This is a genomic window from Derxia gummosa DSM 723 (assembly GCF_000482785.1).
Lineage (GTDB): Bacteria > Pseudomonadota > Gammaproteobacteria > Burkholderiales > Burkholderiaceae_E > Derxia > Derxia gummosa.
Map to the genome: position 1 here is coordinate 279,037 of NZ_AXWS01000008.1, position 21,697 is coordinate 300,733.

Genomic DNA, 21,697 nt, shown 5'->3' on the forward strand with positions numbered 1-21,697 from the left:
CTCACTCCGCGTCGAAGCTCTGCTGCGCACCGCGCGCGGCGCGGCTGCGGCCGACCTGCTGGCGCGGCGCGCGCAGGGCATCCATCCGTTCCCGGTAGGCATCACCCGCGCTCGCGCGCTCGGCTTCGTTCGGCAGCTCGCCGATCAGGACGCCCGCGTCTTCGAGCTCTTGCTCGGTGCGCGCTGCGTCGATGTTGCGCAGGACGCTCGCAAGGTCCACGGCAGGCGGCGGGGCGTCGTCCGAGCGCTCGGCGGCAGGCGCCGGAGCGGGCGCGGCGCGCGACTCGATCGGCTCGGCCTCGCGCTGGCGGCTGGTGCTGGTGGGCAGCGTCTCGCTCGGCGCGTGTTCGAGCGCGGGCGCGGCGTCGTTGTCGTCGAAGGCGGGCGCATCCTCGGCCGGCACGATGAACTCGCCGTCGATGGTTTCGAGCTGCTGGTCGCGGCCGGCGTCGGCCTGGGCGTCGAGCGCGACCGCCGAAGCGAACTCGATGCTCAGCGGCAGGTACTTCGCGAGCCGGCGGATCACCGTCTTGCGGCCCATCTCGGTGAAGTGCTGCCACCACGGACCGTCTTTTGGGATCCGGTTTCCGGTCTTATGCCCTTCGTGCCACTCGTCCTTGTAGGCGGACTGGCTGTTGAGGCGAATCTCCTCGACCTGGGCGACACTCATGAACTCAAAGCAGTGGCCGCCATCCTTGAGCTTGGCGACGGCATAGAAGCCGATGACCTTGCCGCGCTCGCCCATCGCGGGCGTGTGGTTCAGCTTCTCGTCGAGGCCGTAGACGAGCTCGAACTTGTCGTTCTCGCACACCTCGTGCGCCGCGATGCTCACGATCTGGCCACTGCGGCGCGCGAGGTCGATCAGGCCCTTGTAGCCGATGATCACCTGCACGCTGTTCACCCAGCGCTCCACCTCGCGACCGCGCTCGTCCTTGGTCTTGCGCTTCGTGTTGAACGGCACAAGGTAGGCGTGACCGAGCACGGTGTTCGGTTCGAGGCCCATCTGGGCGCATTGCCCGATCGCGACGACGAGCGACGGCACGTCGCACTTCGCGAGGGCCGGCGTCGTCGTGGCCGCGATCTGGGCGACCTTGAGCAGGCGCTCGATGCTGAGCGTCTTCGGCAGCATCTTCGCCAGCTCGTGCTTCTTCTGGTTGAGCAGGTAGCTGATCTGCTCCTTCGGCTTCATCTCGGCCAGGGGGCGCTCGCCCGTTGCGGCGGCTCGGAGGTTGGCGACTGCGGACATGGTTCGTTCTTCCTTCACTTGATGCGCAGCACGCGCGTTTCCGTGGCCTTCTTGAACTTCGCGGCCAGGTCGGGATGGGCGGCTTCGAGGGCCTTGCCGTCGAGGCGCACGCTGGTCTGCGCCTTCCAGGTAGCGAGAGGCTTGCCGTTGGCGCCGAGCAGCGTCGCGGCCGGGCCGAGGAAGACCTTGATCTCCTCCTCGATGCGCTCGATCTCGCCCTCGCGGTCCTTCACGTCGGCCTTGAGCTGCTTCAGCTGGGCGACTGCTTCGGCGATGTGCGCCGGCGCGGTGAGGGCCGCGCCGTCGTCCTTCGGGCCGTAGAACCGCAGGACGTCATCGACGGTGCTCGCGGCCGGCGGATCGTTCGCCTGCACGCGCTGCCAGAACTCGACTTCCTTCTCGCGGATCGCGGCGATCGTTTCCTCGTCGCGGTCGAGGCGGTAGACGCGGAAGTCGTCGGATCCGATGAGCACGCCGAAGATGGCTTGCTCGCGGCCCGTCACCATCAGGCCGTGCATGGCCTGGGCGGCGTAGTAGACCGGGATCCGGTCGGTCTGCTGCTCGCCCCATTCACGCGACTTGAAGGGGCTGCTGCTCTTGATTTCGATGTTGCGGCCGTCGTCCGTCTCCGCGTCGATCTCGGCCGCGATGAAGTCGTGCGTCGGGTCGAGGTAGCGCTCGCCGCGCGCCACGATCTCGATGCCTTCTTCCTCGGCCAGCAGGTCGAGGATGTACGGTTCCATGCGGGTGCCACGGCGCAGCACCTTGAGCTTCGCCGGGTCGGTGATCTCTTCGCGGCCGCGCACCTTGTCGAGGAAGACGTCGAGCGGCGTGCGCCACGGGCTGATGCCGAGGATGGCGGCCACGTCGGAGCCGCCGAGGTACTTCTGGCGGTCGAGCTGGCCGACCGAAACGGGTGCGTTCATCGAAGGACTCCTGCGAGAGAAAGGGCAACGAACGCGATCAGCGCGCCGGCGCACAGCCGGCCGATCCACACGTCGAGTTCGTCGTTGCGCCGGGCATCCGACGCGGTGAAGGTCTGGGGGAGGGCGGCGCGCGCTTCGCGGATGCGGCGCGCGGCCGTGGTGAGCCAGGGCGAGGCGGTGTCAGGCACGGCCGGCCTCCCGCTCGGCCACCACCCGCACGAGCGCGGCGGCCAGGTCGTTGATGTGCGTGCAGTCGGCGCACGCGGCGAGCACGTCCGCGGGCAGCTGATCGAGCAGCTCGGCCGCGCGGTCGTCGATCGCGTCGGCTGCAGCCTCGGCCCGCTCGCGCAGGTCGAGCAACGCGTCGGCTTCGCGCTCGCCGATCACGCCCACATCGACACCTGCCGATCGGGCGAGCTGATGGGCGGTTGCGCGCTGGCGGGCCGCTGGAACTCGATCGCCGCCCACGCCGCGCCGACGAGCACCACCACGAGCAGCGCGCGGCGCCAGCCGAGCAGCGACAACGCCAGGAGCGCGGCCACCAGCAGCAGGCCCTTGACGACGACGAGGTCGGTCTCGGCGAGGACGTGGTGCAGGTTCACCGCACACCTCCGTGCGCCGACGCAGCCAGCGCGAGCAGCTGTTCGGCCTGCGTGGTCGTGGTGACGATGAGCCCGTAGGCGCAGCCGATGAGCGACAGGCAGAGCACGATCACCGTGAGCCACCAGAGCACGCCGAGAAGGTCGTCGTGTTCGGCCTTGGCTTCGCGGCGGGCCTTCATGCAAGCCTTTGCACGCGCGATCCGGCGCGGCAGGTTGCGCGTGCGGTCCTCGGCCTTCGCGCGGTGCTTCTTCGCCGCGAACTGGGCCGGCGTGACCAGCTTCGGAAGCGTGGTCATTGCGTCACCACGCCCTTGCGCGCCGCCTGGATCGCCGCGATGGCATCCGAGGTGTCGGCGATGGTCATGAGGTGCTGCGCGAGCCGGCGGGCTTCGGCGGTCGGCAGGCTCAGCCCGCCGTCACCGGCGCCGACGATGTTCAGCAGCACGACCGGGCCGCGCAGCGCGACATGGGCGACCACATCGATGTGCGGCACGACCGGCGGGCGGTCGAGGATCAGGGTCAGGTTTTCCGGCAGGGCGGCCGGTTGGGTGGCGGTGTCCATCGTTGTCTCCCGTGTGGGGTGGCGATGTACAAAGCTTAGAACCCTTAACAAACGACAGTCAAGACTTATTAACCAAAATGTTTAGGGTTCTATCTATCAGCGGTCCTTGTTCAGCGGGGCTGCATGTCAAGGAATTCCAGCGCGCCTCCGCTCAAGTTCGAGCCGGTTGCCACGGACGGAATCGTCCTATCTATGCGTGCTGAAGGCCTGCCGAAACCCTTGCAAGTTGGCGGGCACTACGCCCGCCCCGATTCCAAGAAGAAGAGAGGGCAGGGTGGAAGAGGAGACCTTCATGGTTGCGCCGGGTGTGCTGGTCACGAACGCCCGGTTTGTCTCGGGAAACCAGACCATCGCGATGCGGAACATTGCAGCGGTGCGCTCAGCGGTGATCGTGGCGAAGCGGTTCTGGACGATCGTCCACGCGGTCGTCTGCGGCCTGCTGTTCCTGCTGGCGCTGAAGCTGCTGGCCGATGCGGCGGCGATCGTCTCGCTGCCGTTCTTCGCCGTGGCCGGGTTCCTCTTCATCCGCTCGATCAGCGCGGTGGCGAAGTGCCGGGACCGCTACGTGGTGATGGTCACGACGAACGCCGGCGAGTCGGAGGCGCTGTCATCGAACAACGGCCTTCTGATCCAGAACGTTGAGGCCGCCATCACCAAAGCCATCATCGCCCGAGGCTGACATGCGCATCCCGCCCCTGCGCGCAGCCGCGCGCTTCCTCGCCGTCGGTCTGCTGGCTCTGGCCGCGACCACCGGCCCGGCGCATGCGCGCCGCTTGCCCGGCTACCACCCGGCGCCGATCCATGTGGCGCCCACCAAGTACGACGAAAGCCAGTTCGTCGAGCACCGCCATTACCGGAACAGCGCGGGCCAAGACGTGCATTCGCCCGCACACACGGTGAGCGGGAAAGCACCGGAAGGCGCGAGCGCGCAATGCCGCGATGGGAGCTATTCGTTCTCGATGCACCGGCGCGGGACGTGCTCGCATCACGGCGGTGTGGCGAGCTGGCTGTGAAAATGAACAGTGATTGAACGTTTCTGAGTAACTACCAATCAATAACGTTGCATGGCAAACACTACCTTCAGGCGCCTTCGTGAGGTTGCCGCCAGAGACCCTCTACTTCAGTGGTATCGAGAGCTGTCCACGAAGGGGCGGGCTAAACTAGATCGCGAGCTTCAGCAACTTGCGCAAACGCCGTTAACTCTTTGGCGCCGACCAAAGGCTGTGTCGCTAGGCCATCACGTATACGTGATACACTTCAAAGATGAAAATCGGACGGCACATAGGCCAACAGGGTTCTATGTAGCAAGCGAAAAATCTTTGACGGACGAAGACTCTTTCGTGATTACTGTCCCGGCGATTGAGAAAGATGACAAATACCTACCGGCTGATTACCAGCAGCAAACCATCGACGCAAAGCTTCGTTGCGAAGGAAAGTCAATTGACGACTATTCCGCTAAATGTTGGTTTGTCTAATCGTTCTCATAGTAACTTTATTTATTCTCAAAATGTAGATACAAGGAAAACTGCAAGCCAGTTTCCGGAGGAGTGGAAAGACGAAGAGTACCGAAAAGCCTATGTTGAGGCCGCAATCGAACAAGGTATTCCTTGGCAAATTCGTGTTAACCGAGAAATGAGGCAACTAAGCCAACAAAAACTTGCTGAACTTGTTGGTACGCGGCAAAGCGCTATTTCAAGAATTGAGAACGAATTTGATTTGAGTACGAAGCTTGAGACGCTTGTCAAGTATGCTCATGCCTTCGATTGCGCACTGCTTGTGCGTTTTGTGTCTCATTCTGTTTTGGCCTTAGAAGCAAAGCATCTTTCTCCGGAAGCATTATTTGCAGCTTCTTTTCCTAACCTGAGTGCGAGCCAAGAAGGCGAGGGTGAAAATGGAACTGGAAAACGAAATGAAAGCGGATCAACCATCGGAAATGGACTTTCCGAAGATGAGCGAGATCAAGCTCGCTTACTTTGACAACTTGAGCGGAATGCACGTGGGTGCATTTACAACAAAATTGTTGTTTGCGCTGGAGTCTGCCGACGGTCTTCCGGGTAAGCCGACATTTGCTTTGGTTGTGCCTACAGTGACATGCATAGAGATAGCGCGTCATATCGTTATGGCCATGACGGACGGTAAAATCAGGACTGAAACGATAACGTCGTCAGAAAAATTTATTGAAATGATAAAAAATATTGAACCCATTAAGGCCGCGCTTCTTGATGGGAATGAATGACAGCAAAGCCTACGCCTGTTGTAATGGACCCCGCCCCGGCGGGGTTTTTCATTTCCGCCTTCTCCGCCCCGAGAAAATCACCACCCCGCAGAACATCGTTCCCTCCGGGACCACGATGCGCCGCTGCGGGTAGCTCTCGTTGAGGACGAGCAGAAACCGCCCCTCGGGCGTGTCCTGGTAGCGCTTGAACGTCGCCCGGCCCTCGGGAGTGCGCACGATCACGTCGTCGCCGTGGCGCGGTGCCAGCTGGGGATCGACGAACACGATCTCGCCTTCGCGGTACTCCGGCTCCATCGAATCCCCGACCACCTCCAGCGCGTAGGTGCCCTCTGAGCAGGGCACGGGGCAGGGCAGCCAGTCGTCGGCACCGCCCACCGGGTGCGGGTCACTGACCTCGCAGAGTGGGCCGGCTGCGACCCACGAGATCAAAGGGACGCTGCGAATTGTGCTGACCGGCTTCAACGCCGGTTCGTCATCAATCGCCATGCCGTCATCGGGTCGCTTCGGCCCGGCGCCTTCAATCAGCCAGTCGAGCCTGTAGTTGTGCTGACGGCAGATGCCGCGCGCGTGCTTGTAGCTGATGGACTTGGCGGTGCCATCAAGCCACTGCGTCACGAGCGCGCGCGTGCAGCCGGCGGCGTTCGCCAGCTCCACATTCTTGATGCCGGTCTCGTCGAGGATCGTCTGGATTCGGTCTTTGAGCATGTTAGGAATCTAAACGCCGAGGCGATTACGATCCTTGACTGACTCTTGTTAAGAGTTCTAAGCTTTCTGCATGGAACTGACCAAGACCCCAACCGCCCAACTCATCGCGCAAATCGGACGCGCCGCTGTCATCAGCGAGACCGGCCTCACGCGCGCCCGAATCTCCCAGTGGTGCACTGAGAACCGCATCCCTCGCGCGTGGCAGAAGTTCCTGCGTGGCCGATTCCCCGAGGCTGACTGGAAGACCTACGACGCCGCGACGGTTGCGCCGTCCGTCCAATCGAGCACCGGCGCCACCGCGCTCGCGCAGCAGGCGGGCTGAGCGATGTACGCCAACCCCTACGCAACGCTGTTCCGCGACCTCATGAGCGAGTCGGCGAGGCGCCTGCCCATCTCGATGAGCGAGCGCGCTGGCGAGCGCCTGGATGCCGCCGCGCTCGACGCCGGCTACTGCATCGACGCGCCCGATCTGATCCCGGCCGGCGGCTGCCGGTACCGGCTGAGTTACTGCGGCAGCGCGTTCGCGCGCCGCCCCTGACCCCCGAGTCTCCACGCGCGGCCAGCCTGCAAGCAGCCGCGCGCTTCCCTGGCAGTACCGCCCGGTCTTTTCTTCGAGGCCATGCCTCACAGGTCCGCCCGCCGCCGCTTCGGTTGCGGGGCAGGGCGAGTTCCAGCCGGGGGAAGCCCGGCCGCGACGCGGCGCGCGATCCGCCGCAAGTAGAGGCGCACGTAGGAGCGCACCTGAGGAGGCACATGGGATTGGGAGTCCATGTGCTCATCGTCAGGGAGCCTCCCGCGCCGCAGCAAGACAGGCCGAACAAGTCCGCCCGTAGTGGGGCGAGAGGGGCAAAAGATGCGACAGGAAGCAACGGGAAATGAAGCATCGGGCGACGGCGTGAAAGCGCTTGCAAGCACGATGACGGTGCCGGGCGTCGGCGCCATTGAGGAGGTCGAGGTGGCGAGCGGCACCGACGTGTGCGAGCTGTGCGCGTGCACGGGCGAAGACGGCGGCTGCGTCGTCGAGGCGCTGGATCTGTGGACCGCGATCGAGGCGCAGTTCGGGCGGACCTGCGAAGGCACCGGCATCGCCTACATGGTCGTGCCGGCCGAGCCGCGCGCGTGCCTGGAGCACGGCGGGGCAGGGTGCCCGTGCTCGGCGGGGGAGGGCTGAACGATGGTCGCGGTACGTCTCAACTGCCTCGACGAGGGGGCGCTGTTGCGATGGCTTGCTCGATGGCCATGCGGCATGTCGCATCAGCGTCTTGAAGCTCTTTGCGAAGGCTCTGTATCCCAGCCTCAGTCGCTGCCCTCTTGCGAAACGCATGCAGCAAGTCCGAATAGCGATCCAAGTCGACCGCCTGACGATCAACGCCTGGTGGCAGTTCCTTCTTGGCTTTCTCGGTCCATTCGTTCAGCGCTTGCGTGCATGCCGCGAACATTTCTGGCGTCACGTCGCATTCAAGATTTTTTCGAAGCAGTTTTCGACCGCTACTGCATTCGCATTGTTTGCGGCACGCAGAAAGCAGCGTCTGAAATAGATGAGGGTTCATGGACATTCCGTGCGGTTGAGGGCGATCTCATTCAGCCACATCTGTCGAAGAACCCAATGCGGCGAAATTTCGGAATTCGCACGAAGAGGGGGCTGGTATGACGCGCAGCGTTGCGCCGCAAGACCTCACCCCGGTTCGCTTCGTCGTGCCTGGCACGCCGCAGGGCAAGGGCCGGCCCATCGCCGGCATGGGGTTCCATGGCCGTCCGACGCTGCGCACGCCGGCCAAGACCGCCGCCTACGAGGGCGTCATCGCGTTGGCCGCGCAGCAGGCCATGGCTGGCCGCGCGCCGATGTCGTTCCCCTGCATGGTCGAGCTGCGGATCATCGTCTGCCCGCCGGCCAGCTGGTCGAAGAAGCGCCAGACCGCCGCGCTCGCGGGCCAGGTCGTGCCCACGAAGAAGCCCGATTTGGACAACGTCTGTAAAGCGCTGTTCGACGGGATGAACGGGGTCGTCTGGGTCGATGACGTGCAGGCCGTTGATGTCACCGCGCGCAAGCGCTACGGCTCGACGCCCGGCGTGGACGTGCTCGTGACACCGATGCCGACCGAGGGGGCATGAGCGTGGAAACCGTGAACCTCGCGCGCGAGCAGCGCGACCTCTGCGTCTGCGGCGCCGTCGTGCCCGACCTGGCCGACGTGGCCGTGGCGCAGGCCTTCATCCGCATGTGCATCCGCACCGGTCGTCTGTCCGCGATCACGGTCGAGATGGTGCTGTCGCGCGTCGCCGAGCCCGAGCTGGACAGCCTGCGCTGCACCTGCAACCGGCCGGGCGTGATGGCCGCTGCGTTCGCCCGCGTCGAGAGCCTGGGCCTGATCGAGCTGGTCGGCGACATCGAGGATTACCGGGGCGAGACGGTGACGGTATGGAGGGTGATCCGGTGCTGACCCCCCAACTCATCCTCGGGCTCGACGACGAGCTGGTCATCGACGAGTTCGCCTGCGGCGGCGGCATGTCGACCGGCATCGAGCGCGCGATCGGCCGGCATGTGGACATGGCGTTCAACCACGACCCGGACGCATGCTCGATGCACGAGGCGAATCACCCGCAGACGCGCCACTTCTGCCAGGACGTGTTCGAGGCCGACCCGCTGCTCGTCACCGAGGGCCGGCCGGTCGGGCTGCTGCATCTCAGCCCCGACTGCACGCATCACAGCCAGGCGCGCGGCGGCCAGCCGCGCGACCGCCAGACCCGCGCGCTGTCGTGGGTCGGCGCGAAGTGGGCCGGCCGGCTGGCGCGCGCGGGCCGCGCCCCCCGGATCATCACGCTGGAGAACGTCCGCCAGATCCTCCAGTGGGGGCCGTTGATCGCGAAGCGCTGCCCCAAGACCGGCCGCGTCATCAGGCTTGACGGCACCGTGGCGGCCCCGGGCGAGCGTGTGCCGCTGGAGCATCAGTTCCTCGTGCCCGACCCGCGCCGCGCCGGCCAGACGTGGCGTCGCTTCGTCGCCGCGCTGCGCGGCCTGGGCTACTCGGTCGAATGGCGCGTGCTGTGCGCGGCCGACTACGGCACGCCGACGTCGCGCGAGCGGCTGTTCATGGTCGCGCGCTGCGACGGCGCGCCGATCGTGTGGCCCGAAGCGACACACCACAAGGCACCCGCCAAGGGCCAGAAGCGGTGGCGCTCGGCCGCCGAGATCATTGACTGGGCCATCCCGGGCAAGAGCATCTTCGACCGGCCGAAGCCGCTGGCAGACGCGACCCTTCGCCGCGTGGCGCACGGCATGAAGAAATTCGTGCTCGACAGCGCCTCACCTTTCATCGTGCCGATCACGCACGGCGGCAGCGCCGGCCGCGTGCATGACGTGCACGAGCCGCTGCGGACCGTCACAACGGCGCATCGGGGCGAGTTCGCCGTGGCGGCGCCGGTGCTTGAGGCGGCGTGCCTCACGACGTACTACGGCGAGCGCAGGGCGTCGGATCGGCGGGTGTCGGGCCTTGAGGAACCGCTGCCGACGCAGACGACGGAAAACCGGCATGCGCTGACGGTGGCCACGCTGGCGTCGGTCTTTGTCGAGCAGGCGAATGGCGGGTTCTATGAGGGCGAGGGGCGCGCGGCGGATGCGCCGCTGAGCACGATCACCGGTCGCGGCACGCAGCAGCGCCTCGTCACGGCTCACCTCGCGCACCTGCGCGGCAATTGCGACGCGCGCGACGTGCGCGAACCGCTGCGAACGATCAGTGCGGGCGGCGAGCATCACGGCGTCGTCGAGTACCACCTGAGCCCCGAGGCCGAGGCGGGCGCACTGCGCTGCGCCGCGTTCCTGGTGAAGTACTACGGCACGGCGCTGTCGATCGACGTGTGCGATCCGCTCGACACCATCACCACCCGCGACCGCTTGGCGCTCGTGACTGTGTGGGTGCGCGGCGAGCCGTGGGTGGTGGTCGACATCCATCTACGCATGCTCACGCCGCGCGAGCTGTTCCGCGCGCAAGGCTTTCCCGACAGCTACGTGATCGAGCACGGGCACGACGGCCGCCTGTTCTCGAAGTCGAAGCAGGTTGGCTTCTGCGGCAACTCGGTACCGCCGCCGGTCGGCGAGGCGCTGATTCGGGCGCAGTGGGATAGCCGGCTGGCGATGCAGAGGGCGGCATGAAGTTCGGCCCTTCACCCGTTCCTGATCGAGCGGATGGCAATTCGCGCCACTTCCTCGATGGCGCAATCCGAATTCGGTGCTGGTTCCCCAAGCTGCGCTCGGCACAATTGCCCATTCAAATCGAAGCGGGCAACGGCATCCCAATGCCCCTTGCCATGCTCCGTCGCTGCGACGTGGAGCTCGACGTCCTCAACGCGGACGGTTCGGTTGATCGTGTTCCGTTGCCTGCTCATTTGACTCTCCTTGAAGACGGCGAGGCCATTCCTCGCCGGTTCTCTAGGAAGCCGTCACGACAGATCTGGCGCAAGACCCCAGGGGCACAGAAGGCCTCTTGCACCAATGCGCCGGCCTTCGCCGATGGCCTAGAAGCGCTCCATTTCGGTGATCGAGTGCCCAGCGTCGCCCGGCGCTGGCTGCACGAATTCGATGGTCTCTTCACCGTGCCCGCGCTTGCTCAGGGTGACCTTCAACTCCGGTCCGAGTTGGCCGCCGGGCAGGACCGCGAAGACTCGATCGCCGCGCATGAGCAGATCGACAACCGCGATCACGTCAACCACTTCGTCGGGACTGACGGTCCGCTTGGTCTGGCCGTCGACATCGCACCACCTCACCCTCTCGACCTCGCCAAGGTCGTTGAGATGAACGGCGGTGATGACCTTGAACGTCGGCATTTCAGGCTCTCCTTCGTGTGTGTTGTCGGAACGCCCATGTTGCTGATCGCGGCGTCGGACACAAGCGCGAACCTGAGCGTGCACACCGATCGCAAAGAGTTCCGCTCTCCGAACTCTCCCAGCTCCAGCGTCGGAAATCTCGCCCGGGAGTTGTGCGCTGGCGTCGGACAAGTTTCGTATGACACGTGCGGCATGACTTCGCTCGCTCGCTTGCCGAGAGTGCCTGTTCGAGTTCGGCGGACAGATGTCCGCCCGACTTGGCCTTCTGCTGTCGCCGAAGCTTCGCGGCGCCCCCCTGGCGGAAGTGCTTCCGCCTTACCGCGCCGCCCGCGTGACGCGACATTCCGGGCCTCACGACCATGAACTACTTCAAGCTCCACATCGGCGATTACCTCCGCGCGACGGCCCACCTGTCGTTGCTTGAGCACGGCATCTACCTGCGCCTCATGCAGGTCTACTACGTCGAGGAACGCGCCATTCCGGCCGACCGCGCAGCCCGCCTGATCGGCGCGCGCACGCCGGAAGAACTGGCCGCGCTCGACGCCGTGCTCAAGGACTTCTTCGAGCTGCACGACGGCGCCTGGCACCAGCATCGCTGCGAGCAGGAGCTTTCCGCCATGGCCGAACGGGTAGCCCACAACCGCGAAGTCGGAAAGCGTGGGGGGCGTCCGAAGAAACCGAAAGCCGGTGACTCGGGTTCAGCCGAGAAACCCGCAGAAAACCCACCGGGTTTTTCGCGGGAACCCGAACCGAACCCTATCCATAAGCCAATAGCCAATAACCAAGAAGAAGAGAGAGATAGCGCGGGCGCGCGCCCGGACGAGGCCGACGGATGCGCCACCGCGCTCGACCTCTCGATCGCGCTGCGGCGCGACGGCATCGAGTCGAACCCGGACGACCCGCGCCTGATCGCGCTTGCAGCGCTGGCGCCATCGGCTCGCACCGTGCGCAGCGCCTGCCAGACCGCCAAGGAGGCCAAGCCGGGCGAGCGTGTGCCGGTCGGCTACGTCGTGAAGGTCATCGAGACCCTGCACGCCCAGGCCCAGCAGGTCGGCCACCGGCCAGCGCCACCGCCGCGCGCCTCGCCGGCGCCACGCCGCCCCGAGAAGTTCAACCCGACCGCCTACGTGAACCGCAACCGCACCAACCCCGAGGACGACCGCGATGTCATCGACGTCACTCCCCGCTGAACGCTGCTCCGACCCGCTGCTGCGCTGGCTCGCGCCGCGCGAGAAGCTCGCCGGCCTGTCGCCGCTCGACCAGCTGTACAACCGCCTCGACGGCCTGTTCCCGACGCGCTTTCGCGCCCAGTTCCCCGACACCGATTCCGTCGAGAACTGGAAGCGCGAATGGGCCGAGGGCTTCACCGCCGAGCGCGTGACCTTCGACGAGATCGCCACCGGCATCGACGCGCTGCGCGGTGGCCGCGACCCGATGCGCCGCGACAAGGGCTGGCCGCCGAACTTCACCGAGTTCCTGGCCGCATGCCGCCCGCCCATCGAACACGAGGCGGCCTACCACGAGGCCGTGCGCGAGATGCGCCGGCGCCACAGCGCCGCAGGCGGCGATCGCTGGAGCCATCCGGCCATCTTCCGCGCGGCAGCGGCGATCGGAGGCGACCTGCTGTCGAGCACCTGGCCGGGCATGCGCGCCCGCTGGATCGACGTGCTCGACGACTGCCTCGCGGAGATCCGCGCCGGCCGCATGTCGGCCGAGATTCCGAAGGTCGATCGCTCGGCGATGCGCCTCGACGCGCCGAAGCCGCGCGTGCTCACAGCCGCCGAGCAGCAGGCGCGCGACGCCGAGTTGGCCGCCAAGCTCAACGAGCTGAAGGACCGGCCGAAGCCCGGGCTCGAATGGGCCCGCCGCCTCGTCGAGCGCGCCGAGTTGAACCCGAGCAGCGTGACCGCGACCGCGCTGCGCATGGCGCGCAACGCGCTGGGCATCAACAACCACACCCACGGAGAAGCGGCATGAGCGCAGTTCTCGCGCAGGAACCCGCGCTGTTCGAGCACACCGCCGACGCGCTGACCTGGGCCTACCGGCAGGAGGGCGCCCATCCCGAGGTGAGCGCCGCGACGAAGGCCGGGCGCGGCACGGCGCACGTCGGCGGCCGCGGCCTCGGGCCGACCATCGAGGGCAGCGGCAATGCCGGGCTCATCAAGGCGGAGGTGATGCGGCTTGGCGAGGTGCCGGGGCTCGTGATCGCTGCCCGGTTCTCGCTGCGCGCGCTGCCGTGCGGCTGTGGTGCGCCGTGCTGCAAGCACACCCGCCCGTCGCCGGTGTGGACGGCCGCGACGCGGGAGCTGGCGCGCATGGCCGCCGACCATGCACCGGGCACCGCCGGCTATCTGCGGCTGCGTGTGGCCTGCGTCGAAAGGTTCTTCGGCGTGAAGGAGAGCTTCATCGACGTGGCTCGCCGCAACCAGCTCGCCGAGCGCACCGTGAGCACGCACAACAAGGCGATCGCGACGTGGCTCAAGAGCGAGGAAGGCCGGGCGATGCATGCGCTCGACTTCCGTCTGCGTGAGGCGGGGATAGTCGGCGACCGTTGACGTTGCAGGTTTGTCCTGCAAAACTCGCGTCCTATCGGTATGGGACAAATTCCGCCTACCGTTTCAAGGCCCCGCTGCAAGCGATTGCGCGGGGCCTTTTCGTTGGGTCTACGCATGAAGCTCACAACATTGAAGCCCAGCCTGAGGCCCGCGCCGAGCGGCCTGCGGCTCGCTGCAGCGCCTGATCCGATCGGCACCGAACGCATGCGCGGTCGGCGCGCTGTTGAGGCTCGGGCGCGCTACCTTCGGCTGCACCCCTTGTGCGTGGCATGCGGTTCGGCCGGCGCGGTGACCGTGGCGACCGAGGTCGATCACGTTGTGCCTCTGGCTCTCGGCGGGTCCGACACCGATGCGAACAAGCAGGCCCTGTGCGGTGAGTGCCACCGTGGAAAGACCAAGCGCGACCTCGCGGAGATCGCAGCGCAACGGGGCGCCTGACGCGGCGCAGAGGCATCGCAGCCACCCCGGGGGGGCGTCGAAAGTCTGGAAGGCCGGGGGGCGGAAACCGCGTGGTTCCCCACGCAGAGAATTTTTCCCCTCGTTTGAATTTGGCGACGAGCGGAATTCAAAGAATCAAACGAGGTGACGGCATGCCAAGGGGTGGAGCAAGGCCCGGTGCTGGCCGGCCGCGCAAGAACGCAGACGACGGGGACGCAAAGCCTGCAACCAAGAAGTCCTCGAAGCCGCCGGCAGCTGTGGATGCCGAGGGATTCAAGACCGCCGATGCGCCGCCGGGCTGGCCGTTTGGCAAGGAGCGCCCGGAAGACCTGAGCGAGATGACGCCGCTGGATCTGCTGCTGCAGGTGGTGCGTGACCGGAGCGCCGACATGCGCTTGAGGCTGCAGGCCGCCAACATCGCCGCGCCCTATGTCCACCAGAAGAAGGGCGAGGGCGGCAAAAAGGAAGAGCGCCAGGCGGCGGCCCAGAAGGCTGCTGGGTCTGGTCGATTCGGGCCGGCGACGCCTCCGAAGCTGATCGCCAGCGGCGGGAAGAAGGTGTAACGCATGCGATGGACGACTGCCTGCCCAGACTGGGAACAGCGCCTGATCCTGAGCGCGTCGATCATCCCGCCACCGATCTACCGCGACCAGGCCGAGCACGCGCTCGCGATCTTCAAGGAGCTGCGCGTCGTCGACCTGCCGGGAAAGCCGACCTTCGGCGAGTGCGCCGAACAGTGGGTGTTCGACTTCGTGGGCGCCATCTTCGGCGCCTATGACGGCGAGACCGGTCGGCAGTTGATCCGCGAGTTCTACCTGCTGATCTCGAAGAAGAACACCAAGTCCACGATCGCCGCGGGAATCATGCTGACGGCGGTCATCCTCTGCTGGCGCGAGGACGAGGAGCACCTGATCCTCGCGCCGACGATGGAGGTCGCGAACAACTCGTTCAAGCCGGCAGCCGGCATGGTGCGGGCAGACGCCGAGCTGTCGGCCCTGTTCCATGTGCAAGACCATCTACGCACGATCACGCATCGCACGACGAAAGCCTCCCTCAAGGTCGTGGCCGCCGACAGCGAGACGGTGTCGGGCAAGAAGTCGGGCCGCATCCTGGTCGACGAGCATTGGCTGTTCGGTAAGCGCCCGAACGCTGCGGCGATGTTCATGGAGGCGCTTGGCGGCCAGGTGTCGCGAGACGAAGGGTTCGTCATTTACCTGACGACGCAGAGCGACGATCCACCCGCCGGGGTGTTCAAGGAGAAGCTCGACTACTACCGCGATGTGCGTGACGGGAAGATCGACGACCCGAAGTCGCTGGGCGTGCTCTACGAGTTTCCGCGTGAGCTCATCGAGCGCAAGGCCTATCTCGACCCGGCGAACTTCCACATCGTCAATCCCAACCTCGGCCGTTCGGTCAGCCGCGAGTGGCTGGAAGACGAGCTGCGCAAGCGCCTGCACAAGACCGATGGGACGCTGCAAGTCTTCCTCGCGAAGCACCTGAACGTCGAGATCGGTCTGAACCTGCGCTCTGACCGTTGGGCTGGCGCGGACTTCTGGGAGGCGGCCGGCAGCGAGCCGGCACTGGTGTCCCTCGAAGAGCTGCTGGCGCGCAGTGAGGTGGCGACGGTCGGCATTGATGGCGGCGGGCTCGACGATCTGCTCGGGCTAGCTGTGATCGGACGATGCGCCGCCACGCGACGCTGGCTGCTGTGGGTGAGGGCGTGGGCGCACCGCATTGCGCTGGAGCGCCGGAAGGACATCGCGCCGCGCCTGCTCGACTTCGCGGCCGACGGCGACCTGGTCATCGTGGACACGCCCGGGCAGGACGTCGCCGAGGTGGCCGACATCGTGTGCCGGGTGAACGACGCAGGCCTGCTGCCCGAGAAGGCGGCTATCGGCGTTGACGCCGCCGGCATCGGCGCGATCGTCGAGGAGCTGCTGAGCACTGATCGCGGCATCGAGGAGGCGCAGATCGTCGCGATCAGCCAGGGTTGGAAGCTCAACGGCGCGATCAAGACGGCAGAGCGCCGCGTCGCCGCGCGCGAACTCGTGCATGCCGGACGGCCGTTGATGGCCTGGAGCGTGAGCAATGCGAAGACCGTGCAGGTGGGCAACGCCGTGAGCATCACCAAGCAGGCGAGCGGCAGCGCCAAGATTGATCCGCTCATGGCCGTGTTCGACGCCGTGAGCCTGATGGCACTGAACCCCGAAGCCATGGCTGGCGCCGTGCCTGGGGTGATTCTTCTGGACCTCTGATGACGCGAACGACCACGAGCGCGGGCGGCTGGCTGTCGCGCGCCATGGGCGCATTGCGTCCGCCGCCGCCGCCGCCACCAGCGCCGGCGCGTAACGAGCCGGCGCTCGCCCCGCAGGCCCTGGGCGAGAACAGCGTCACCACCAACCTCAACGTCGAGGAACTGGCCGCGATGCTCGGCGCGGTGAACACGGCGCAGGCCGGCGTGAACGTGACCGAGACAGCGGCCATGCGCGTCTCGGCGGTCTACGGCTGCGTCGCCCTCATCGCCGGTGCCGCAGCCTCGCTACCGTTCGAGATCTACCGACGTGCCGGCGCCGTGCGCGAGCGCGCGGAGGACAAGGGCAGTCCGCACGCCTACTGGTGGCTGCTGAACGAGGAGGCAAACGACGTCATGTCGTCGTTCTCGGCCATGGAGTACCTGGTCAGTGCGAAGCTCTTCCACGGCGATGGATTCGCCGAGCTGCTGCGGCCGAGCCAATACAGCCCGCGCGTCATCGGCTGGCTGCCGCATCACCCGCTGTCGGTCACGCCGTTCTTCGTCGACTCGACGCAGCGCCGCGTCGCCTACCGCGTGGGCGAGGCCGGCCGCGTGCGTGTCGTGCAGCCCGAGGACATGATCCACGTGCCAAGCCTGGGCTTCGACGGACTGACGAGCCCGAGCCCGATCACGTACGCAGCGCGCGAGGCGATCGGCACGGCCATCGCCGGCGAGGCCTACAACGCGCGCTTTTTCAACGGTGGCGCCACGTTCGACTATGCGTTGGCCACCGAGGGTCGGTTGAACGACGCGCAGCTCGCGCAGCTGCGCGCGTCACTCGCGGCGAAGCTCACGGGCGGCGCGAACAGCCGCGTGCCGCTGATCCTCACCGGCGGCCTCAAGCCGGCGCAGCTCTCTGTCAACCCGAAGGACGCGGAGGTCCTGGCGACGCGCCTCTTCACCGTCGAGGAGATCTGCCGAATCCTCGGCGTGCCGCCACACATGGTCGGGCATACCGACAAGACGACGAGTTGGGGCAGCGGCATCGAGCAGCAGGGCATCGGCTTCATCCGCTACACGATGCAGCGCCACCTGCGCGCCATCGAGCAGGAGTTCAACCGCAAGGTGTGGCCGAGCCGCGAGCGCTATTTCGTCGAGTTCGACCGGTCGGCGCTGGAACGCGGCGACCTCAAGAGCCGCTACGAGGCCTACCGAATTGCGCTCGGCCGCGCCGGTGAACCCGGCTGGCTGAAGGTCAACGAGGTGCGGCGCGAGGACAAGTTGCCGCCCATCGAAGGCGGCGACACCATCAACAACGGAGCGCCCAATGCGCAACCAACTCCTCCGCCTGCTGGCTGAGAACCGCCGGCCGTTCTCGCCCGTCGAGTCGCGCATCGTGCGCGCCGCAGGCAGCAACGAGGCCACGGTCTACCTCTACGACGCCATCGTCGGCGACCGCGCGTCGGCCGAGTGGTTCGGCGGCGTCTGCCCGCAGGACTTCGTGCCCGCGCTGGCCGCCATCGAGGCCGATGTCATCCACCTGCGCATCAACAGCCCGGGCGGCGACGTGTTTGCGTCCGAGGCGATCAGCCAAGCGCTGCGCGAGCATCCGGCCGCGATCGTCGGCCACATCGACGGCGTCGCCGCCAGTGCTGCCACGGCCATTGCATGCGCTTGCAACGAGGTGATTGCCGCGCCGAAGGCCATGTACATGATTCACCAGTCGTGGACCTTCGCCATCGGCAACGCCGACGACATGGACGCCACCTCCGCGCTGCTGCGAAAGGCCGACGCCGGCCTGCTGGCGACCTACGCCGACTTCACCGGCATGGACGCGGCCGGCATCGAGGCGCAGATGAAGGCGGAGACCTGGTTCAACTCCGAGGAGGCGATGGCTGCGGGCTTCGTGACCGCCATCGCCGAGCCGGTCGACAAGGCGGCCAAGCAGGCTAAGGCCAGTGCCTGGATGCTCGGCGCCTACGCTCGGGCGCCGGCCGCAACGCCCGATGCTGCACTCACCGAACCCGAGGTCATCAGCGCCGAGCGCCGCGCGCGCATGCAGCAGCGCATCCGGTTGCTGGACCTCGCCCCGATCGTCTAGCGCGCCCGCGCAGCGAACCCCAAGAGCCCGCCTTGAGCGGGCTTTTCCATTTCTGGAGAACCGCATGAGCACCAAGCTCCAAGCCCTGCGCGAGCGCCACAACACCCTCGTGGCCGAAGTGCACAAGATCAACGACGGCTACGGCGCCGACAAGGCGATGCCCGCGGCTGAGGCCGAAAAGATCGACAAACTCGTCGGCGAAATCACCGACCTGCGCGCCGCGATGGATCGCGAGACCAAGATCGCCCAGCTCGCGGTCGAGAACCTCGACCATGACGAGCTGCGCAACCGCCACACCAAGGACCCGGCGCGCCAGGACAATCCCGACGAGAACGCCGCGCTGCGCGCGTATCTGTCGGGTGGCGTCAACGCGCTGTCGGCCGAGCAGCGTGGCCGCATGTCGGCTCGCGTGAACACCGACATCCGTGCGGCGATGTCCACCACCACCAGCGCCGAGGGCGGATACACCACCGCGCCGGAATACCAACGCTCGCTCGAAGCTGCGCTCAAGTCCTATGGCGCGATCTTCGACGCCGTGGACACCATCCGCACCGCGACCGGCATGCAGATGAACTTCCCGACCGCGGATGCGACGGCCGAGACGGGCGAGATCGTGGGTCAGAACTCGGCCGTCAATGGTCAGGACACGACGTTCGGAAACACGACGCTCGACGTCTTCAAGTACTCGTCGAAGAAGATCGCGCTGCCGTTCGAACTGGTGCAGGACAGCTTCATCGACATCGAGTCCTACGTGCAGGACATCCTGGCGATGCGTCTCGGTCGCATCACGAGCCTTCACTACACCACCGGTACCGGCACGGGACAGCCGCGCGGCCTGGTGCCTGCCGCAGCCGCTGGCAAGGTCGGCTCGACAGGCAGCACGGTCAGCGCCGGGTATGACGATCTGGTCGATCTGGAGCACAGCGTCGATCCTGCCTATCGTGGTCGGCAGAGCGTGTCGTGGATGTTCCACGACACCACGCTCAAGGGCTTCCGCAAGCTCAAGGACACGCAGGGTCGTCCCATCTTCGTGCCCGGCTACGAGACGGGCAATCCCGGCGGCGCGCCTGATCGCCTGCTCGGCCGGCCGATCATCATCAATCAGGACATGCCGGTGATGGCGGCGAATGCGAAGTCGATCCTCTTCGGCGACTTCAAGAAGTACAAGCGCCGGATGGTCATGGACCTGACCCTGTTCCGCATGACCGACAGCGCGTTCACGCTGAATGGCCAGATCGGCTTCGTCGCCTTCCAGCGCCAGGGTGGAAACCTGATCGATGCCGGCGGCGCTGTGAAGTACTACCAGAACTCGGCGACCTGATATGGCGCGCGTTACCTCTCCCGCGCCGGCCGACGAGCCGGCTGTCGAAGCGCCGGCCGAACTGATCCGCGCCCGCGTGCTTGTCGACGTGATCACGCCGCTTCTGCCGTGCGGCTGCGTCGTCGAAGGCCTCGCCGATGCGCTCGCGCTGCTCGGCGACCAGATCGACAGCAACGCCGATGCCGTGGCCTATGCGCTCGAACAGGGCGCCAAGGTCGTGACGCTCTCCGCCAAGGCCTGACCGTGCCCGCGCCCGATCTCGCGCTCGTCAAGAGCTGGTGCCGCATCGACGGCACCGAGTTCGACGGCCAGTTGCCGACGATGGTGACAGCCGCGACGGCCATGGCATCGCACGAGACGGGCATCGACTACTTGACCGAGGAAATGCCCGAGGCCGTGCAGCAGTGGTGCGCGGCGGTGGTGTCGCACTGGCTCTCTAACCCAGGCTCGGAAGCCGCGCCGTCGCCGTTCATGGCACGGCTGCTCGACCCGCACAGGACGTACTGATGACCATTCGATTCTTGACCCCATGGGGGCAGTACGCGCTCGGCGCGGCGGTGTCGCTCACCGCCGCCGAGGAGGCTCAGCTGGTTGCGGCGGGTCTTGCCACGACCGACCTCACCGGCGGTGTGCCCTGGTTCTCCCCTGGCATCACATCGCGCCGCATCGGCAATGTCGTCATGCCGATGCTGGGCCGCTCCGGCGTGGTGCGGCTGTACAGCACGCTGGCATCGCAGACGCTGTCGGCTGGTGCTGGCACGGGCCGGACGCTCGACGTCGAGCGGAGCGTCGACGCGCCTCACCTCGCGCTTCAGCCTGTGTTCGGCAACTGGTCGCGCACCAACCCGCTCACCATCAACAAGTGGGCCGTGGGCACGGCCGGTGCGCACCAGTCCCAGACCATCGCCGCAATCCAGGCGGCCGGCCGCTGGGTCAATGGCTCGTTCGCGGCCGGCTCATCGGCCTCGGGCATCGTGCCCGTGGCGTCGATCGGCACGCTCCAGAGTGCGGAGGTCATGCCGGGGCTGCTCGCGGGCGATCCCGTCAGCATCCCCGACACTGCGCGCACCGATGGCGGCGCGACGCCGATGACGCGCTGGCTCGTGTCGGTGGCCGACAGCGTCGAGACTGGCCTGCTGGGCAGCGCTACCCGCATCACCGCGATCAACGCCAATCCCTCGCTGTACGGCGGCCACCAGACCGCTGGCTACACGCAGCAGGGCGACGCGATTGCCAGCAAGCCCGGCACGTCGCTGCTGTTGGTCGGCCATCAAGACGTGATCGTGGCCGTGCGGGCGTGGTATCAGGCCGCCACGCTCGGCCTCGCCGCGTTTGGTGACAGCCGCGGACAGGGCCTTGGCTCGACCGGCGACTACGCGGGTTCGATCATGCGCACAGCGCAGGCGCTGCGCCGCTCCACGCTCGTCACAAGCTGGGCCTGCCATGCCATCGCTGGCCAGACGCACCTGGCATCGATGGCGACCATCCGCAACACGCTCGCCGAGCCGGCCCTGCGCCCCGAGGTCATGGGGCTGGAGGTCGGCTCTCCCAACAGCCTGACCGGCTCGCTCAGCACCACGGCGGCGCTGGCGATGATTGAGCGCTGCTGGACCGACACCTGCCAGACCGTGGCCTATGCCGCTTCGCTCGGCATCGTCTCGCTCATCCGCACATCGCCCGCGCACAACCTGTCCGCGACGAACGACGTCTATCGCCGCGCCCTCAACCAGCGGCTGCGAGACAACATTCAGTCGTTGCCGAACGCCATCCTCATCGATGCCGCAACCGTGATCGATGACCCGGCCACCGGCTACCGCACGCTGCTCGCGGCCTACAACAGCGGCGACGGCGTCCACTACAACGACGCGGGCTATGCCGCCATCAGCGCGCTCGAAGTGGCGGCCCTGCAGCCGTTCTTTGTATGAAGTACCGCCGCTACGGCGCCGCCACAGAG

33 protein-coding genes are annotated in these 21,697 nt (G+C 66.6%); 22 read left to right on the forward strand and 11 right to left on the reverse strand.

From position 1 onward, the window contains the following. Position 1: 1 nt before the first annotated feature. Genes H566_RS23615 through H566_RS0107530 form a run of 7 tightly spaced genes read right to left on the reverse strand, consistent with a single transcriptional unit; the run spans position 2 to position 3,336 of the window. Positions 2–1,246 (reverse strand): recombinase RecT, encoded by a 1,245-nt coding sequence (locus H566_RS23615; protein WP_084544868.1) that lies wholly within the window; start codon positions 1,244–1,246, stop codon positions 2–4. A 14-nt stretch (positions 1,247–1,260) separates the two neighbouring features. Beyond that, positions 1,261–2,172 (reverse strand): YqaJ viral recombinase family nuclease, encoded by a 912-nt coding sequence (locus H566_RS0107510; RefSeq protein ID WP_028310958.1) that lies wholly within the window; start codon positions 2,170–2,172, stop codon positions 1,261–1,263. Further along, complete coding sequence (locus H566_RS23620; protein ID WP_034410964.1) at positions 2,169–2,360, reverse strand: hypothetical protein; 192 nt, start codon at positions 2,358–2,360, stop codon at positions 2,169–2,171. The genes H566_RS0107510 and H566_RS23620 overlap by 4 nt, the downstream gene beginning before the upstream one ends. Beyond that, positions 2,353–2,565 (reverse strand): hypothetical protein, encoded by a 213-nt coding sequence (locus H566_RS0107515; protein WP_028310959.1) that lies wholly within the window; start codon positions 2,563–2,565, stop codon positions 2,353–2,355. The genes H566_RS23620 and H566_RS0107515 overlap by 8 nt, the downstream gene beginning before the upstream one ends. Then, positions 2,556–2,774, reverse strand: coding sequence for a hypothetical protein (locus tag H566_RS0107520; protein WP_028310960.1), 219 nt, complete (start codon positions 2,772–2,774; stop codon positions 2,556–2,558). Before H566_RS0107520 ends, H566_RS0107515 begins: the two co-directional genes overlap by 10 nt. Beyond that, positions 2,771–3,070, reverse strand: a complete 300-nt coding sequence (locus H566_RS0107525) for a hypothetical protein (RefSeq protein WP_028310961.1) — start codon at positions 3,068–3,070, stop codon at positions 2,771–2,773. Before H566_RS0107525 ends, H566_RS0107520 begins: the two co-directional genes overlap by 4 nt. Further along, positions 3,067–3,336, reverse strand: coding sequence for a hypothetical protein (locus H566_RS0107530; RefSeq protein WP_028310962.1), 270 nt, complete (start codon positions 3,334–3,336; stop codon positions 3,067–3,069). The genes H566_RS0107525 and H566_RS0107530 overlap by 4 nt, the downstream gene beginning before the upstream one ends. A gap of 292 nt (positions 3,337–3,628) precedes the next feature. Here H566_RS0107530 and H566_RS0107535 point away from each other — a divergent pair, with 292 nt between their 5' ends. From H566_RS0107535 to H566_RS28850, 4 genes are all read left to right on the forward strand, one after another. Then, complete coding sequence (locus tag H566_RS0107535) at positions 3,629–4,015, forward strand: DUF6232 family protein (protein WP_169732499.1); 387 nt, start codon at positions 3,629–3,631, stop codon at positions 4,013–4,015. Position 4,016: 1 nt separating this feature from the next. Further along, positions 4,017–4,349: a DUF3761 domain-containing protein gene (locus H566_RS0107540; RefSeq protein WP_084544869.1), complete on the forward strand. Its 333-nt coding sequence runs from the start codon at positions 4,017–4,019 to the stop codon at positions 4,347–4,349. 355 nt (positions 4,350–4,704) lie between these two features. Then, the gene (locus H566_RS28845) at positions 4,705–5,313 is read left to right on the forward strand and encodes a helix-turn-helix transcriptional regulator (protein WP_156924325.1); all 609 of its coding nucleotides are present in this window, start codon (positions 4,705–4,707) and stop codon (positions 5,311–5,313) included. Then, positions 5,285–5,572, forward strand: a complete 288-nt coding sequence (locus tag H566_RS28850; protein ID WP_156924326.1) for a hypothetical protein — start codon at positions 5,285–5,287, stop codon at positions 5,570–5,572. Before H566_RS28845 ends, H566_RS28850 begins: the two co-directional genes overlap by 29 nt. A 48-nt stretch (positions 5,573–5,620) precedes the next feature. Here H566_RS28850 and H566_RS23625 read toward each other — a convergent pair whose 3' ends face one another. Continuing rightward, entirely contained in the window at positions 5,621–6,277 is a 657-nt protein-coding gene (locus tag H566_RS23625) for a LexA family protein (RefSeq protein ID WP_051378320.1), read from the reverse strand. 70 nt (positions 6,278–6,347) lie between these two features. On the opposite strand from H566_RS23625, the gene H566_RS23630 reads away from it, so the two are divergent. From H566_RS23630 to H566_RS0107560, 3 genes are all read left to right on the forward strand, one after another. Continuing rightward, complete coding sequence (locus H566_RS23630) at positions 6,348–6,599, forward strand: hypothetical protein (RefSeq protein ID WP_034410967.1); 252 nt, start codon at positions 6,348–6,350, stop codon at positions 6,597–6,599. 3 nt (positions 6,600–6,602) lie between these two features. Next, the gene (locus H566_RS0107555) at positions 6,603–6,815 is read left to right on the forward strand and encodes a hypothetical protein (protein ID WP_028310965.1); all 213 of its coding nucleotides are present in this window, start codon (positions 6,603–6,605) and stop codon (positions 6,813–6,815) included. A gap of 315 nt (positions 6,816–7,130) precedes the next feature. Then, positions 7,131–7,448, forward strand: coding sequence for a hypothetical protein (locus tag H566_RS0107560; RefSeq protein WP_156924327.1), 318 nt, complete (start codon positions 7,131–7,133; stop codon positions 7,446–7,448). Between the two features lie 19 nt (positions 7,449–7,467). Here the strand turns inward: H566_RS0107560 and H566_RS28855 are convergent, their stop codons facing one another. Next, positions 7,468–7,827 (reverse strand): hypothetical protein, encoded by a 360-nt coding sequence (locus H566_RS28855; RefSeq protein ID WP_156924328.1) that lies wholly within the window; start codon positions 7,825–7,827, stop codon positions 7,468–7,470. A gap of 97 nt (positions 7,828–7,924) precedes the next feature. Between H566_RS28855 and H566_RS0107565 the strand changes: the two genes are divergently transcribed. Genes H566_RS0107565 through H566_RS0107575 form a run of 3 tightly spaced genes read left to right on the forward strand, consistent with a single transcriptional unit; the run spans position 7,925 to position 10,424 of the window. Further along, the gene (locus tag H566_RS0107565) at positions 7,925–8,389 is read left to right on the forward strand and encodes a RusA family crossover junction endodeoxyribonuclease (RefSeq protein WP_028310967.1); all 465 of its coding nucleotides are present in this window, start codon (positions 7,925–7,927) and stop codon (positions 8,387–8,389) included. Then, complete coding sequence (locus tag H566_RS0107570) at positions 8,386–8,715, forward strand: hypothetical protein (RefSeq protein WP_028310968.1); 330 nt, start codon at positions 8,386–8,388, stop codon at positions 8,713–8,715. The genes H566_RS0107565 and H566_RS0107570 overlap by 4 nt, the downstream gene beginning before the upstream one ends. Continuing rightward, positions 8,709–10,424 (forward strand): DNA cytosine methyltransferase, encoded by a 1,716-nt coding sequence (locus H566_RS0107575; RefSeq protein ID WP_028310969.1) that lies wholly within the window; start codon positions 8,709–8,711, stop codon positions 10,422–10,424. The genes H566_RS0107570 and H566_RS0107575 overlap by 7 nt, the downstream gene beginning before the upstream one ends. 11 nt (positions 10,425–10,435) lie before the next feature. On the opposite strand, the gene H566_RS28860 is transcribed toward H566_RS0107575, so the two are convergent. Beyond that, complete coding sequence (locus tag H566_RS28860; RefSeq protein WP_156924329.1) at positions 10,436–10,657, reverse strand: hypothetical protein; 222 nt, start codon at positions 10,655–10,657, stop codon at positions 10,436–10,438. A gap of 129 nt (positions 10,658–10,786) precedes the next feature. Further along, entirely contained in the window at positions 10,787–11,095 is a 309-nt protein-coding gene (locus H566_RS0107580) for a hypothetical protein (protein WP_028310970.1), read from the reverse strand. A 359-nt stretch (positions 11,096–11,454) separates the two neighbouring features. Here H566_RS0107580 and H566_RS27320 point away from each other — a divergent pair, with 359 nt between their 5' ends. The 12 genes from H566_RS27320 to H566_RS0107640 all read left to right on the forward strand — a co-directional run bounded on the left by H566_RS27320 (position 11,455) and on the right by H566_RS0107640 (position 21,668). Further along, the gene (locus tag H566_RS27320) at positions 11,455–12,285 is read left to right on the forward strand and encodes a YdaU family protein (RefSeq protein ID WP_051378321.1); all 831 of its coding nucleotides are present in this window, start codon (positions 11,455–11,457) and stop codon (positions 12,283–12,285) included. Continuing rightward, positions 12,260–13,072 (forward strand): hypothetical protein, encoded by an 813-nt coding sequence (locus tag H566_RS27325; protein WP_051378323.1) that lies wholly within the window; start codon positions 12,260–12,262, stop codon positions 13,070–13,072. Before H566_RS27320 ends, H566_RS27325 begins: the two co-directional genes overlap by 26 nt. Beyond that, entirely contained in the window at positions 13,069–13,650 is a 582-nt protein-coding gene (locus H566_RS0107595) for a hypothetical protein (protein ID WP_028310971.1), read from the forward strand. The genes H566_RS27325 and H566_RS0107595 overlap by 4 nt, the downstream gene beginning before the upstream one ends. A gap of 114 nt (positions 13,651–13,764) precedes the next feature. Continuing rightward, positions 13,765–14,088 (forward strand): HNH endonuclease, encoded by a 324-nt coding sequence (locus tag H566_RS28120; RefSeq protein ID WP_034410969.1) that lies wholly within the window; start codon positions 13,765–13,767, stop codon positions 14,086–14,088. A gap of 71 nt (positions 14,089–14,159) precedes the next feature. Further along, positions 14,160–14,651 (forward strand): hypothetical protein, encoded by a 492-nt coding sequence (locus tag H566_RS28865; RefSeq protein WP_156924330.1) that lies wholly within the window; start codon positions 14,160–14,162, stop codon positions 14,649–14,651. Between the two features lie 3 nt (positions 14,652–14,654). Next, positions 14,655–16,343 (forward strand): terminase large subunit, encoded by a 1,689-nt coding sequence (locus H566_RS0107610; protein ID WP_028310973.1) that lies wholly within the window; start codon positions 14,655–14,657, stop codon positions 16,341–16,343. Further along, positions 16,343–17,680, forward strand: a complete 1,338-nt coding sequence (locus H566_RS23650) for a phage portal protein (protein ID WP_245591303.1) — start codon at positions 16,343–16,345, stop codon at positions 17,678–17,680. The genes H566_RS0107610 and H566_RS23650 overlap by 1 nt, the downstream gene beginning before the upstream one ends. Further along, entirely contained in the window at positions 17,649–18,422 is a 774-nt protein-coding gene (locus H566_RS0107620) for a head maturation protease, ClpP-related (RefSeq protein ID WP_028310974.1), read from the forward strand. The genes H566_RS23650 and H566_RS0107620 overlap by 32 nt, the downstream gene beginning before the upstream one ends. 64 nt (positions 18,423–18,486) lie before the next feature. Beyond that, positions 18,487–19,743, forward strand: coding sequence for a phage major capsid protein (locus tag H566_RS0107625; protein WP_028310975.1), 1,257 nt, complete (start codon positions 18,487–18,489; stop codon positions 19,741–19,743). Between the two features lies 1 nt (position 19,744). Continuing rightward, on the forward strand, positions 19,745–19,984 hold the full coding sequence (locus H566_RS29390) for a hypothetical protein (RefSeq protein ID WP_028310976.1): 240 nt from the start codon (positions 19,745–19,747) through the stop codon (positions 19,982–19,984). Positions 19,985–19,986: 2 nt separating this feature from the next. After that, positions 19,987–20,250, forward strand: a complete 264-nt coding sequence (locus H566_RS0107635) for a head-tail connector protein (protein ID WP_028310977.1) — start codon at positions 19,987–19,989, stop codon at positions 20,248–20,250. Next, positions 20,250–21,668: an SGNH/GDSL hydrolase family protein gene (locus H566_RS0107640; protein WP_156924332.1), complete on the forward strand. Its 1,419-nt coding sequence runs from the start codon at positions 20,250–20,252 to the stop codon at positions 21,666–21,668. The genes H566_RS0107635 and H566_RS0107640 overlap by 1 nt, the downstream gene beginning before the upstream one ends. Positions 21,669–21,697 lie beyond the last annotated feature (29 nt).